Annotated in this window: 13 protein-coding genes and 1 tRNA gene; 3 read left to right on the top strand and 11 right to left on the bottom strand. The window is 54.6% G+C overall.

The features are described 5' to 3' along the window. The first annotated feature begins 56 nt into the window (after positions 1–56). The 3 genes from PG871_RS09280 to PG871_RS09270 all read left to right on the top strand — a co-directional run bounded on the left by PG871_RS09280 (position 57) and on the right by PG871_RS09270 (position 3,856). Positions 57–2,099 (top strand): methyl-accepting chemotaxis protein, encoded by a 2,043-nt coding sequence (locus tag PG871_RS09280; RefSeq protein ID WP_270728816.1) that lies wholly within the window; start codon positions 57–59, stop codon positions 2,097–2,099. 93 nt (positions 2,100–2,192) lie between these two features. Then, a complete protein-coding gene (locus PG871_RS09275) occupies positions 2,193–2,762 on the top strand; it encodes a chemotaxis protein CheD (protein WP_270728813.1) in 570 nt (189 codons plus the stop codon). Positions 2,763–3,043: 281 nt separating this feature from the next. Then, the gene (locus PG871_RS09270; protein WP_333559662.1) at positions 3,044–3,856 is read left to right on the top strand and encodes a hypothetical protein; all 813 of its coding nucleotides are present in this window, start codon (positions 3,044–3,046) and stop codon (positions 3,854–3,856) included. A gap of 806 nt (positions 3,857–4,662) precedes the next feature. On the opposite strand, the gene PG871_RS09265 is transcribed toward PG871_RS09270, so the two are convergent. From PG871_RS09265 to PG871_RS09215, 11 genes are all read right to left on the bottom strand, one after another. Further along, positions 4,663–5,970: a TRAP transporter large permease gene (locus PG871_RS09265; protein WP_270728811.1), complete on the bottom strand. Its 1,308-nt coding sequence runs from the start codon at positions 5,968–5,970 to the stop codon at positions 4,663–4,665. Beyond that, positions 5,967–6,530: a TRAP transporter small permease gene (locus PG871_RS09260; protein ID WP_270728809.1), complete on the bottom strand. Its 564-nt coding sequence runs from the start codon at positions 6,528–6,530 to the stop codon at positions 5,967–5,969. The genes PG871_RS09265 and PG871_RS09260 overlap by 4 nt, the downstream gene beginning before the upstream one ends. 180 nt (positions 6,531–6,710) lie before the next feature. Next, positions 6,711–7,724 carry a TRAP transporter substrate-binding protein gene (locus tag PG871_RS09255; RefSeq protein ID WP_270728806.1) on the bottom strand — a complete coding sequence of 338 codons (1,014 nt, stop codon included), beginning with the start codon at positions 7,722–7,724 and terminating at the stop codon, positions 6,711–6,713. Positions 7,725–7,965: 241 nt separating this feature from the next. After that, the gene (locus tag PG871_RS09250) at positions 7,966–8,409 is read right to left on the bottom strand and encodes an OsmC family protein (RefSeq protein ID WP_270728804.1); all 444 of its coding nucleotides are present in this window, start codon (positions 8,407–8,409) and stop codon (positions 7,966–7,968) included. Between the two features lie 97 nt (positions 8,410–8,506). Continuing rightward, positions 8,507–9,397, bottom strand: coding sequence for an SMP-30/gluconolactonase/LRE family protein (locus PG871_RS09245; RefSeq protein WP_270728802.1), 891 nt, complete (start codon positions 9,395–9,397; stop codon positions 8,507–8,509). Beyond that, positions 9,394–9,603, bottom strand: a complete 210-nt coding sequence (locus tag PG871_RS09240; protein ID WP_270728800.1) for a tautomerase family protein — start codon at positions 9,601–9,603, stop codon at positions 9,394–9,396. Before PG871_RS09240 ends, PG871_RS09245 begins: the two co-directional genes overlap by 4 nt. 145 nt (positions 9,604–9,748) lie before the next feature. After that, complete coding sequence (locus tag PG871_RS09235) at positions 9,749–10,480, bottom strand: response regulator transcription factor (protein ID WP_270728798.1); 732 nt, start codon at positions 10,478–10,480, stop codon at positions 9,749–9,751. A gap of 21 nt (positions 10,481–10,501) precedes the next feature. Beyond that, complete coding sequence (locus PG871_RS09230) at positions 10,502–11,737, bottom strand: GAF domain-containing sensor histidine kinase (RefSeq protein WP_270728796.1); 1,236 nt, start codon at positions 11,735–11,737, stop codon at positions 10,502–10,504. Positions 11,738–11,830: 93 nt separating this feature from the next. Next, positions 11,831–12,745 carry a 2-dehydro-3-deoxygalactonokinase gene (locus tag PG871_RS09225; RefSeq protein WP_270728792.1) on the bottom strand — a complete coding sequence of 305 codons (915 nt, stop codon included), beginning with the start codon at positions 12,743–12,745 and terminating at the stop codon, positions 11,831–11,833. A 43-nt stretch (positions 12,746–12,788) separates the two neighbouring features. Then, positions 12,789–13,397 (bottom strand): 2-dehydro-3-deoxy-6-phosphogalactonate aldolase, encoded by a 609-nt coding sequence (locus PG871_RS09220; RefSeq protein ID WP_270728791.1) that lies wholly within the window; start codon positions 13,395–13,397, stop codon positions 12,789–12,791. Between the two features lie 540 nt (positions 13,398–13,937). Continuing rightward, positions 13,938–14,014 (bottom strand) — tRNA-Met (locus tag PG871_RS09215). Positions 14,015–14,141: the final 127 nt, after the last annotated feature.

Genomic DNA, 14,141 nt, shown 5'->3' with positions numbered 1-14,141 from the left:
GCAGGCGTCTATGACGCCGCGGCCAATGTGACCTCTGATACTGAACGGAAACCGTAATGTCCGACTCCAAAACTCCTCGTGCCCGATTCTCCAATTTTGGAATCCAGACAAAACTCGCCTTCTTGGTTGGGGCAATTGTCGTATTTGCCGTCGCTGTCGGTTTCCTTGGTCAATACAAGCAGCGCGTCGAAAGCCTCAAACATGCACAGGCCGAAATCGCCGAACTGATGTCGCGTGCGGTTGGCGGGCAAATCTCAGATCTGGTTACAGCCGGTGACAGCGTCGCGCTCCAAGCCGCCCTGACAGCCGGCCTTCCCCGGTATCCCGACATTCAAGCGGTGTCCGTTTACGGCGCTTCCAACGAAGAGTTCGTCACGGTTTTTGCGGATGGCGCATCAGTGGCCTCCCTCACACCGCTTTTGAAAACTTTCCAGTCTAAGCTCGCAAACGACGGGTCCAGCATGCTGGAGAGAACCTCCGAATACGCTCTGCACGGGACGGCCCTAGCTGGTCTGGGGAGGGTGCAAACACCCGGCTCAATTGCAATCGCTTGGGATATGGCTCCACTTTTTGCCACCGCATTGCGCGAACAATTAATGGCAGCGGTTGCAAGCTTTATCGCCGGGTCTTTGGCAATGGTTCTGTTGCTTTGGCTTGTGGGGCGCTTGGCCATCAAGCCGATGCTGGCAATAAGCGAAGCAATGGACAAAGTCGCCAACCACGACTTTGACACGGAAATCCCCAATCACGAGCGCGGGGACGAAGTTGGTGCAATGGCGCTGCGTCTCACTGTGTTCCGTGACCGCCTGGCCGACGAGGAACTCCAGCGAAGCGCACGTGAAAAAGCCGACGCCGAACGCAATGAGATGTACCGCGCGCTTGCAGCAGGTCTGGCCGATCTGGCCGATGGCCGCGTCGACCGCACGATTGACGCCGCACAATTTGGCCGCGGAGACAAAGACCAAACCGAGATCATCAATGACTTCAACCAGGTCGTCACCAATCTGCGCCAAATTCTGACCACGGCAACATCGACTGCGGAAAGTGTGCGCAACAGTTCGGAAGAAATTGCGGAAGTTGTAATCGACCAATCCAAACGGTCTGAAGCGCAGGCCGTCACCCTCGAAGAATCCGCGGCGGCCATCGAAACATTGTCCAACTCGGTTGAAAACACGGCCGAACGCGCGGCAGACGCCAACAAGCGCATCCTGGAAAACCGTGAACAGGCCCAGGCCGGGGGCAACGTGGTCGATCAAACCGTCGATGCCATGAAAAATATCGAGGCCTCCTCCGAGCAGATCCGCGCCATCATCGGCGTGATTGACGACATCGCCTTCCAGACCAACCTCCTGGCGCTCAATGCCGGTGTCGAAGCCGCCCGGGCAGGCGAAGCAGGTCGTGGCTTTGCGGTTGTGGCCTCCGAGGTCCGCGCGCTTGCACAACGTGCCTCCTCCAGCGCCAATGAAATCAAGGAACTGATCACCCGCTCCGGTGAGCAGGTGACCAACGGCAGCCGACTTGTCCACGAAGCAGGCAGCGCTCTGCATGAGATCATCGAAGGCATCAACCACGCCTCTGAACTGGTGTCCCAGATTGCCACAGGCTCTCGCGATCAGGCCAACAATCTGGTCGAGATCAAGGAGAACGTGACCGAACTGGACCGCGTCACACAGCGCAATGCCGCCATGATCGAAGAATCCTCCGCCGCCAGCCGCACCCTCAGCGAAGAGGCCGGTCGTTTGACCCAAACGCTGGCGTCTTTCACACTAAGCGATGCCGACGTCAAAACCGCAGTCCAAAGCTGGGACGAAGACCTCGCCGCGGATGCCCCCGCCGACACAGGGGTCTCGGACGACACCGCGTTCACACCCGACGCTGATGGCTTTGAGGATACCGAATTCACAGCCGACTCCGCGATCACGGACTTCACCCCGACTGATAAGCCCGAGACACTGGGCGTCGCACCTGCGCTTGGCGAAGTTGATCTCTTCGAGGCAACACCTGAAGAAGAGACCCAAGCCAAGCCAGCACTCGAATTCGCCTCGCGCAATTCGCGTAGTCAAGTCGCCTACGACGCCGACAGCTGGTCGGACTTCTGATGATGGCCGCAACGTGCCACCGATCTCCCTTTTCTGCAGCACAGGCAAGCACCCGTACTGCAGACTCCACCCCGCTGAAACGAGTGTGACCCCATGAGCCAGAACGACTCCCACGCCCTCAAGGGGTTTCGCACACAGGCGCTGCTGCAAGGGGATGTGCATGTCTCGACAGATCAGGACCTTGTTCTGACCACGATGCTCGGCAGCTGCGTCGCTGCCTGCATGTGGGACGAAGTAGCCGGCATCGGCGGCATGAACCATTTCCTTTTGCCCGGAGCGGATCCCAATTCGCGCGGTGCGGTTCAGGAAGGTGTGCACGCCATGGAGTTGTTGGTGAACGGTCTGATCCAGTCCGGTGCCAGCCGTGACCGGATTCAGGTCAAGCTGCTCGGCGGCTCCAAGATGTTCAACAGCCGCATCGATATCGGCGCCAAAAACGCCGAATTCGCAATGTGGTTTGTCCGCAATGAGGGATTCAATTTGGTGGATTGCTGTCTTGGCGGACAGCGCGGCCGCAACATCCGCTTCTGGCCCTCCGGCGGCCGCATTCAGCGCCGTTTTATGAACGAGACCAGCGTTGTTATGGACGAAACCAGCCGTGCTTCCGAACGCCGCCGCGCGGTTCAACGCGAAGAGCATTCCGGCGACGTTCAACTGTTCTGACACACACTTTCGCGGCTTTTGGTTCGGGTCCTCGCCTCGTATAAGCAGCATCTGTCAAGAATGGGCGGATTGCAGACCTTAGCTGCAGGTGCAAATTTTTCATTCAGCACTCAGAGGAACGGAAATTTTAGTGTACTCGATCAGGCGGGAAACTCTCCGGTGCGGGGTGGCTGCGCTGAATGCTCTGGGACCTTCACTAATGCCCCCGATTGTGTCCGGCTCCGGCTCATCGGCCCAGCATCGCTTCTGAACAGAAAAGACAGGCTTCGCGGGTAAACGGTTTGTCAAACCTATTTCCGCATATTCGGGTTGAACGCCCTGCTAGCAAGAATCCGATTCCAATGCCAATCGCCACATACTTACGTTTCAGCCTTCTGACACTCTGCCTCGCGGCGTCCGGTGCGCAGGCCAACAATCTCTCACTAATCAAGAACGGTTTCTTTGTGGAGCGCGCCTCCCTTAGTGATTCCTCCCCCATTTTGCCGCACCAACCTGCTCGCGTGCTGCCTTCCGGCGTCGAGGTCAGCCGCGGAGCGGTGGCGTTGCGTCCTGGGGCCGCCAGCCTTTTCCGCGGCCGCGCCAACGGCACCCTCTTTGCGCCAGTGCAGGTCCTACCGTCGGCCGCCAAACAACTTATGACGCTGATAGCGGGAGCCGAAGCGGGCAAGGCCGGCTATGATGCCGTGCAACACGGCGCTCGAGTTAGGCCGACGAAACGGCCGACCGAGATGACGGTAGCCGAAATCTATCAATGGATAGAAGACACCCCCGGACAGCCCCACGCGATCGGGCGCTATCAGCTTATCCCCGCCACCTTGCGCCGTCTCGTCCGCCATCAGGAAGTGCCGCACAGCAAGCGCTTTAGTCCTGAGCTGCAAGACAAGCTGGCACACCAGCTGTTGGAAGAAGCCGGATTCAGCGATTTTCTGTCCACCGACATGCCGCGCGCGGACTTTATGCTCAATCTTGCCAAGATCTGGGCCGGTTTGCCCACGTCGAACGGCAGCTCTTACTACGAAGGCTATGCTGGCAATAGCGCGGTCTATACATGGGACGATTTCGACGCCCACTTCAGAAAGATCTTTCCGGGCTAGCGGCTCTTTCGGGTTAGAAGGGTGCGTTGCCCTAACAGACCGGATATCCGAGTAAAAGGCGTGACAAATGCCTCTTTGTATGAATGCGGCCAGAGGCCATGGCGCTGATATCGCTCCAAATTTTCTAGGGACCGCCGACCGTGCCGACGCTTTGCCTGTACGCCGCAGCAACAAAGTTAAGCCTTAGGGACTTCCATATCCCACCCAGCGTTAATCGTTTCCTTGAGAAAATTTGTTTTTGGCGGTGTCGAAACCTTTAAGTCAAAAGTCAAAACAGTTTGAGCTGCCTTTCAACCCAGAGGCCGCAATCGGCTACTGCTGCCGCGAACCGTGCAGGCGATCAAGCTGTCGCACTCCGCCACTCAATCGAGAATCCGAAAAGTGGACTGCAATCACAAAATGTGAGAGCCGCGTTTAAGGTCTGCTCTGGGCCGGTCTTGTCGACCCGACACACTTGGCGCCCCGACTTTGCAAAGGTGACTAACTGCGCACAGCTGCCTTCGGTGCTAAACCCGTCTAACGGCGGCTCGCAGCCCAAAGCGGACGTGACGGGTCTACACCTCGGGCGGGGAGGTGTGAATTCGCCGCTCTGCAGCGAGGATCACAAGAACCCATCAAAGCGGACCTTCAATCCCGGGAATAGGAAGCGGTCCCGGTTGACCTGCCGTCTTTCGTGCAGTCGGCAGGGAACAGCGGGCTGGAGCCTGGTTTTCAAATTGTAGCGGCGCATCCGGCTTCGGCTTTGTTGAACATGCGCCCCACAAAAGTTGATCCCTTTTGAAATGACTCTTCACGCGACAACGCTATCATTTTGCATAGGCTAGCTCCGGCAGAAAAGTTGCGATAGCTGGGATGAACATGATCATAATCAATGTGATGACCTCCACCTGTAGGAACCACCAGATGCCGCCAAAAATCTCTTTCAAAGAGAAAGTCGGCGCGACACCTTTCAACACGAATGCATTCAGCCCGACAGGCGGGGTGATCAACCCGATCTCCAGTGTTTTGACGATCACAATCGCCAACCAGATCGGATGCGCGCCAAGTTCGATCAGCGGCGGCACGAAAATCGGCACCGTCAAGAACATCACGGAAACCGGGTCCACCATGCAGCCCAGAACCAGCAGTAAAAGCACATAGATGCAAACGATCCCCATCATCGACATATCGAGGCCGACGATATACTCGGACACCGCCCCAGACGCGCCACTTACCGCAAGGTAAGACGAGAAGATTAGAGCACCAACGAGAATGATGAAGATAACTGATGTCGTTTGCGCCGTGTCGAGAAAGACTTCCTTTAAGACCGCGAAAGACAACCTGTTGCGGACCAAAGCGATTAGAAAGGACCCGATGGCTCCAATAGCACCGGCCTCTGTTGGCGTGATGATCCCGGCGTAAATGCCGCCGATCACGATGCCGCCGAGGGTCAGAAAACTCCAAACGCCTTTTAGGGATTCGACCCGCTCCGCAATACTCGCCTTAGGAAGAGCCGGAGCCATCTCCGGATCACGGCTGACGCGGATGTAGATCATGACAAGGTAAGCAAACGCCGTCAGCAATCCGGGAATAATCCCTGCAATCAGCAGCTTAGGAATGGATTCCCGCGCGATGATGCCATAGACGATCAGGTTGATACTTGGCGGGATCATTCCTGCCAGCGTGCCGACGGTGGCCACACAACCTGCGGCCAGCTTTCGGTTGACCTTTAGACGCAGCATTTCGGGGATCGCAACGCGCCCAAATACGGCCGTCGATGACGTGGTTGAACCTGAACAGGCCGCAAAACCAACGGCTGCAACCGTTGTCGCAATCACGACGCTGCCTTTTAGGTGACCGAGCCAAGCCCGCGCGGCGCGATAAATGTCCTGCGTGATACCGGCCTTGGAGGCGACATGCCCCATCAGCAAGAACAGAGGAATTGCGCTCAGTGCGTAACCTGACCCGATGTCAAAGAACCGACCTCCGAGTGCATCAAAAGTGATCGACACTCCGCGGATCAATGCAAATCCTGTGGCACCCGCAAACAGAAGGGAAATCCCGACCGGTACGCGCATGATCATCAAAAATCCAACCATCCCGATCACGAGTGGCAATTGAAGCGATTCCATCATTGTTTTATCTCTTCTTCATCGGTGTCTTGAGGCGGGAATTCTCTGATTGCGCCCTCTTCAGGCAACACATCATCTGTGATCAGGCGGCCAAATTGGATCAGGAATCTCAGTGAGAACAGGGCAAGCCCAACTGGAATCCCCGCCCGTGCCCACCATGTTTTGACCTCAATAATACCAAGTACCGTGTCGCCCATGACAAAGTTGGTCCAAGCTGACACACCGGTGGTCCAGGTCAGCACTGCAAAGAAGACAAAGGCAACCAAGAGGTAAACACCTTGAATGATCTTTCTGCCACCGCGCGGCAGGTAATCATATAGAATGCCCACCGTAATATGCGCGTCGCGTCTCTGTGAATACCCCAGTCCCAAGTAGATCAGGTAGACAAACATCAGGCTGACGTATTCGTAAGCGCCTGGCATACTTTTGGTAAAAAGCGCCCGCGCTCCGACTTCAGCCACGGTTAGGAGCATCATAATTGCGACAGCCATAGCCGAAGCATAGCAGGCGAATTCCTCTAACTTTTCTTGTACCCCTATGAGCCGGCGTGTAAAAATAGCCATCAAGGCATCCCTCCCTCAAACCGCTAAACTTCGTATATTCAGCGCGTCTTGCACCCTACATAAAGCTCGCGGCATCAACACTTTTTGAGTGCTTCGGTAATGATGCGCCGCCCGCAACCTATTGGGTTGGATCGGGCGGCGCATTTGTGATCAGACTTATGTCGTCCTGCAGATGAATTATTAGCCGCCGTGCTTCTCGAGAAGCTTCAGGAAGTCGTCGAGAACGGCTTGACCTGGAAGACCATCTGCTTCGCGTGCATCCACCCAATTCTGCCATGCGCCATTGCGCACATCCATCATCTTCTGCCATTCGGCGGCGTCGAGTTTTACAACTTCGGTCTGCTCGTGGAGAGCGGCATCAGCTTCAACTTCTGCTTCTTCCAAAAGTGTACGCGCCTTCTCGACGGTTTCGTCGCGAACTTCGTTGATTACAGCCTTCACATCGTCTGGAAGCGCGTTCCACGTGTCCAAGTTAATCGAGACCGGCAGCGGGAAGTAGAACCAGTCTACATCATCCCAGTAGCTGAAGATCTCACCAAACCCAAAGGCGAAAGCATCTGCTGGCGCGCCAATAATTGCAGCGGTCACAACTTTACGTTCAGCGGCTGCTGGCAGCTCACCCCATGGAATACCATAAACTTGAACGCCGAGTTCCTTCAGGATTTCAGCTGCGCCGCCATGTGCGCGAACTTTAGCAGACTTCAGGTCATCGATCGAGCGGATCGGGTCATGCGACAACATCTGGATGGAGCCCCACTGGCCTGGATACAGGTACTTTTGGTTCATCGCAGTGAACTCGGCTTCAACAGCCGGTGTCTGGAACAGCTCATGTGCAGCTTGCACGTGCGCCAATGGGTTATCCGTCATGAACGGAAGCGACGTCACATTGGCCAGCGGAAAAAGGCCAGGGTTATAAACAGGCGAGAAGTCTCCCAAGTCAAATGCGCCCACTTTGATGTTTTCTGGCTGACCGGAAAGCTTGCCGAGTGTGCCGCCATAAATTCGGGTAAAGTCCACCTTACCTTCAGAGCGTTTTTCCACTTCGTCCATGAACCAACGGGTCGCCAGATTTGATGGCCCTTTGCCCGTAAATGCATGGTACTTTAGGTCGATTTCCTGTGCTGCGGACTGCGTGGGCAGTGTCAGTGATGCTGCAACCAACGCGCTCGCACATATCGTCTTAACTAAACTCATGTTTTTTCCTCTCCCTTTTGCTTCACCGCCGCTGCAAACGCATAGCGGTTTCCCTTAGCAGCGATCAAATTTCATTTCGACATTTTCCTAACTGCCGAAACTGCCTGATTGGCTTCGTCGCTTAATCTCTGTTTAACGCTGTTTTGAATGAGGCCGCACGGGGGATCGCGCCATGACTTTGCGGGAACCCGCACCGAGAACGGGCACATCCGCGTAGCCGATTAGTGACGCTGGCCATCCGTCACTTTCGCACCCAGCTTTCCTGAATTTCGCAGCCTGCTCTGCGCAGCAAAACCGACACTGGGCACTTCTCGCCAACGACATCCGCCAGCTTTGCGATCTGCACGTCATCTGCGTCGGTGTCCAAAACAACCTTAAGTTCAATCACCGGAAACGGCGTGCCAATTTCTGCCTTACCGAATACCCCACGGGTGTCAAAGTGGCCACAAACATCAAACTCCATGCTTCGCACGTCCATCTTGAGAAGACCCGCGACATAATTAGCGATGACATTTGTACAGCCAAGCAAGGCGGATAGCATCGTTTCGAGCGGCGTTGCAAACAGATCAGTTCCGCCACGCTCTAGTGGTTCGTCTGTTGTGACCACCTTGCCGCGCGCAACCATTTCAGTGCGCGCATGCGTAACCGCATGACCGGAAACATCAATCTTAAATAGGTCGGGCATCACATGTGCCATTGTATTCTCCTGTAGTGAAACAACTTCGTTGTTGCGAGATCCGGATCGTTCTGGCCGAAGAAATCAAGCCTTCGGCCAGAAGACGTCAAAACAGCGGGAGGCCTGGTGTTTTGACGTTAATCCGGTACAGCGATGTGGATGAGGTCACGTAAAGATCAGTCAAATCAACGCCGCCCCATGCAAAGTTGGCGGTAAATTCTGCGGTTCGGATCACCCCCAAAGTTTCACCGGCCCGCGTGATAACATGAATCCCTCCGGGCCCCGTGCAATAGACATTGCCTTTGCTGTCGACCTTCATACCGTCGGGATGGCCTTCGCCTTCGCCCACAGTAACCTCGACCCAAACTTCGCCACCCGTTGCAGATCCATCTTCGGCAATATCGAATTTCCGGATGTGCTTATGCTCAGTGTCGTTCACATAAAGCGTGCTGTGATCGAGCGAGAAACACAGGCCGTTTGGCTGTGCAAAATCATCGGCAAGACGGGTGATGGTCTTGCCATCGGGCGTCACGCAATAGACCCCCTGAGCACCCATTTCAAGTTCACGCTCGACGCCAAAATAGTCCAGTCGACCATATGTCGGGTCGGTGAAATAGATCAGCCCGTCGTTGCGTACCACAACATCATTCGGGCTGTTCAGCTCTTTGCCGTCAAAGTGTGTGGCCAGCTCCGTGATCGATCCGTCCGCCTCGGTCCGTGTGACTGAACTGCTCGCGTGCTGACAGGTCAACATACGCCCCTGCGCATCATATGTATTGCCATTGCCCATATTGCTTGGCTTGCGAAAAGACACAACTTTGCCGTCTGGGCCCAGTCGAAACAATTCGTTGCCCGGGATGTCGGAAAAGGTCAGGTGTTTTTCCACCGGATGCCAAATCGGACCTTCAGTGAACAGGAAACCGCCCGCTACTTTTTCAAGGGTCGCGTTGGCATCGACAATGTCATTCATACCATCGGCACGAACTTCAACGGTCATGATTTCGCCCTCAGCTCTTTGACTCGAACGCCACCAGAGAACCAATCGGTTTCATCGATTTCATCAAAGGTAACCCAAACATTCTCGGCCGGAATTCCGGCGGCTTCTGCCAACGAAGCCGTGACATCGGCCTGCACCTTGGCCTTAATGCCCTCGGGATCCTTTTCTATAACTTGTTTCACGATGCGAATATTCACAAACGGCATCTCGCCTCTCCCATTCTTTCCAGTTTCGGTTCAAATCCAAAACAGCCAGTTATCTGGAAAGATGATTAGAAGAGATGCCGCCCCTCGTATGCGTCAGGTCGCGCATCATATATGCGGGAACCCGCAGATCATCAGAGCGCGTGAATTAGGCCGAGGATCGTGACATCCACGCTTGAAGTTTTTCCTCTTCGCGGCGCAACGCATCCGCATTCAAAATACCCTGGGTCAACGCCAGAGAAATTGCCCGCGTGCGCGAATTGAAACTCGCGCCCCATTCGCCCGATGGAATGTCGTCCTTATCCAGTCCGAGCTTCTGGTAAAGGCTTTGCAATCTGCTCTGTGCGCTGCGTAAGGACACATTCCTCCGGGCTGCCATCGCTTTGTCTGTTAGGCCCAAACAAAGGTCCGCAAGTGCTTCGAATTCCAGTTCGCTCAACCCCGATAAACGGTTATCTGCTCTTCGCTGTACGCCGCGCACCTCTCGGTCAATAACGCATTGCTCAGCCACAAAGACGCCTTGAAGCGCGAGTTTCAGCTGCTCGTCAGGCGCCGATTTGAGAATATAGCCGTAAACCGCCGCGTCTGGCACAATCTTTGTGATGCCGCGAACATAAGCTTCTTCCGTGTAATTGGACCAAAACAGAATTTTGGTTGTGGGTGCTTTGGCCCAGATGGTTTTTGCAACATCGACACCGGTTATTTTGGGCATCTGCAGGTCCAAAAGAACGCAATCGTATTTTCCAGACCTGAATGCCTCGATGGCACCAGCGCCGTCGCTTGTCAGCGTCAATTCTTCTAAACCATCGAAGGTGTGTCGCACCAAACGCTCAAGAAAGCTACGATGCAGTTTGTCGTCTTCGGCAATCAATAGTCGCATGCAGTTTCTCGCTTCAAAAGGTTACGCAAAGTCACATTCGACATTTTCTGTATCCATCGGGACCACAATCATAACGCGTGTTCCAGCAGCGCCATCCAAACGTTCGAAAAACACCTGAGCAGAAATGAGATCCGTTCGGGTCTTGATGTTGCTTATGCCGCTTCTTGACTGCAAATCAGTGTCCTGAATACCCGTACCATTGTCGTCAATCGTCACTGTCAAATTAGAGTTTGATTGCGCAATCCGCACGTCAATCCGGCTGCACTCTCCGTGCTTCAGCGCATTGTTAACTGCCTCTTGGACAATACGGTAAACAGCAGTGCGCACAGTGTCTTCTAAGTCGTCCATCTTACCATTGGAGGTATCTTCAACATGCATCTCGATCCGACGCTTCATGTTCTTGAGGCATCGCTGCAAATGCGCTTCTACGGCCTCGGAAAACCCGAAAAGTTGCAGCACACCGGGCTTCATATCCTCTACGATACCGCGGACCTCGTCCAGACAGTGGTCCAATTCATTCAGAATAGCCGCGATTTCGTCCATAGCGGCTTTCGGCCCCCCCTCAACCCGCGACATACGACGACGTATGCGGGAGAGATCGGCCAGTGTCTGGTCGTGAAGGTCCATTCCCAGCCGCTGACGTTCGCGCTCCATACCCTCGGTCAGCCGTAATGCGCCGATACGCAATGTGCGCTCGCGCCCTGTCGCCTCAAGTTCTGCAACTGCAGAATCTTTCGCCTCCTTGCCGCGCTCCAATGCAAACAGATAGGCGGCCACGAGATCTGCAGCCCCCTGCGCGAGCACTATTAGGTCTTCACTATAAAAGTTCTTTTTGTGGCTCGAAATCGCAAGCGAGCCTATCAATTCGCCTTGCACACGCAATGGCACAACGATGCGACTTCTCAGGTCGGCTTCAAAGATCGGTTTGCTATCTGAACCTTCGAAATGAAAAACCGGATCCGTCCATGCATCGTCGGTGAGAATATGCGCCACATCGCCGCGTAACACATCACGGATCGGACTTTCTTCAGTCGGTGTTGCGAGTTTTTGTGTATGGCTCCACGACGTGTGCATGCGGGCTTCGTAACAGATCTGGGTCCCCTTCGGATGCAAAAGCACGATGTCGAGGTGGTCGTGTGCAATCAACGCACGCAGGCGATTTGCAAAATTCTCAAGTACCAGTTCGTAATCTGTTGGGCCGGCAATCGCCTGTGCAATCGAAAGGTAGCAATCCAAAGCTTCCGCCGCATTTGGCATATGAGCGTGCCCCCCCTCGCCAGACGTATTCAGTTGATCACACTCCGACTTTTTTATCAACGTAACCTCTTACTTTCCTGCCGGACCTGGGCCTTAAACGGGTTCCGGCTCTTGCACAAAATTTTTGGCCAATGGGCGCAAGCCGTCAATAATGGCCTGAGCACCATTATAAACCGTCGACCTGATATCGAATGCGCCTAGAGCAGTCTTATATAGCCGCGCGTTTTCTTGATCTCCGATGATGACGACATCGTCTGCGCGCCACATTTCACGCAGCGCAGCAATTTCAGTGCCAATCAAAAGCCCCGAAAGATGCGCCTTAAGCACCTCATTCGGTGTGCCGTTCAGCAGCGTTCTTGGACGGGAGGTGAATAGTTGGGCCGTCAACCTGTCAGGGTTTGACATTGCCGCTTTGATCCCCGCAAGAAACGCATCATCGTCCCACCCGGAACTTGCCGTGCTAAGGCGCAAAACCGAATGTTTTGTCAGCAAGCTAAACAATTCACCGGTCATGAATGTCGTGAAATTGCGAATTTCCCCATTCGCAACCCGCGCCCATTTTGAATGGGTTCCCGGCAAACAAAAGACGCCATCGAAATTCGGGTTTTTGGCAAGATATCCAGCAATCTGCGTTTCCTCGCCTCGCATCACATCCTCAGGTTGACGCTGACAGACCCCCGGAACGATGCGGACAGACAAACGCGGATCACTTGTTGGAACACAAACGGTTGTATTTCGATCAACCGGCAAACACGGCGCGTCGGAATATCCCGCGTCACGCCAGCCCTCATGTGCGCCGACCATGCCGCAGGCCAATACCGGCGCTACCCGATCCGCATGAAGCCAGTGACCGATCACGTCCACCAAGGTCGACTCGAATTCATTGGAAGTCAGCTGAGACATGCCCATGTCGTTATGAACTTGATCCACAATCATGCCGTCCGCGCCAACTGCATAAGCGCTAAGATTAGTCGTTCCCCAATCAAGGGCCACCCATTGAATTTCCATTTTTACTCCTGCGTATGACTAAGCTAGTACCGAGGCCGCGCTCTCATATTTCCATAGCCCTATCAAAGGCTTGCACAATGGTGCGCGCCTTTGCTCTCACACTTTCGGCGCTGTCTCCGGCTTTGTAGATCGCCGTTCCGATCCCAAAACCGGCTACTCCAGCGCCAAGCCAATCGGCAAAGTTTTCAGCATTTACCCCGCCGACCGCATAACAATCCGTGCCCGACGGCAAGACCGCCGAAACCGCTTTAAACCCATCAACACCCAACAGAGAGGACGGAAAAAGTTTAAGGCCGTCTGCGCCATGACGCAGTGCGGTAAAACATTCGGATGGCGTCGCAACGCCCGGATAAGATTCCATGCTGTTGCTTTTCGTCGCTTCAATCACGTCAGGATTACAATCCGGCGACACGATTATTTTACCACCCGCATCCGCTACTGCCGTAACATCATCGCGCGTCAACACAGTTCCCGCCCCGATTTTCGCGTCAGCGCCAAAGGCAGCTGCGAGCTTCGAGACAGACAGCAACGGATCAGGCGAATTCAACGGAACCTCAAGTATCGAGATACCTTCAGCCAAAATGACCTCGCCGATCGCCTCGACTTCATCCGGCTTCACCCCTCTTAGGATTGCGATGACATTCCGTATCATGATATCTCGTCTTAAATTACTGTGACCAAAGCGCTATTCCCTGGTGGTCATAAACTGTGCAGGTCAATTTGGGAGCTGCGATACCCGCAGGGAACTTGCGGGAACCCGCAATACCGTTTTGTCATCCTGACGCCTTGAAATCTTGTCGACTTTTGCGTCGCCGAAACGCGATGGCCAGCTCATCAGCAACATATTTTAGGCGATCCACGATGTAGAAGATGGACACGCTGGAGTCCCGCAAACATGAACTAGAAGCCGACCTCGCCAATGCGGAGCCTTCTGCGCCCGTCATGCTACATCCTAACCTGTCCGATGTTTATCGAGATAAGGTCGCAAATCTCAAGTCAGCGCTGAACGATCCAGCCACCAAGGCAGAGGCCACGACGATCATCCGCTCTTTGCTCGAGAGCATTCGCCTTATGCCCAACGATGCTGGTGCTTTGGACATTGAATTGGTTGGAGAACTGGCAGGATTGCTGAGCCTGGGGGTGTCCCAAAACAAACAAAGCCACCCGGAGGCGGCTTGTTGTTCGACAGTAATGGTTGCGGGGGTAGGATTTGAACCTACGACCTTCAGGTTATGAGCCTGACGAGCTACCGGGCTGCTCCACCCCGCGACACGCGATCATACTGACCGCAAACTCCATCATCTGTGATAGAGGCAAACAACATCGTTGAGAGATACGTTTACGAGGTCGTTTACTAGGTCTGGCGATGACCTACTCTCCCACACCTTAAGATGCA

Source organism: Shimia sp. Alg240-R146 (assembly GCF_947331465.1).
Taxonomy (GTDB): Bacteria; Pseudomonadota; Alphaproteobacteria; order Rhodobacterales; family Rhodobacteraceae; genus Shimia.
This window is presented reverse-complemented; position numbering and strand designations above follow the sequence as displayed.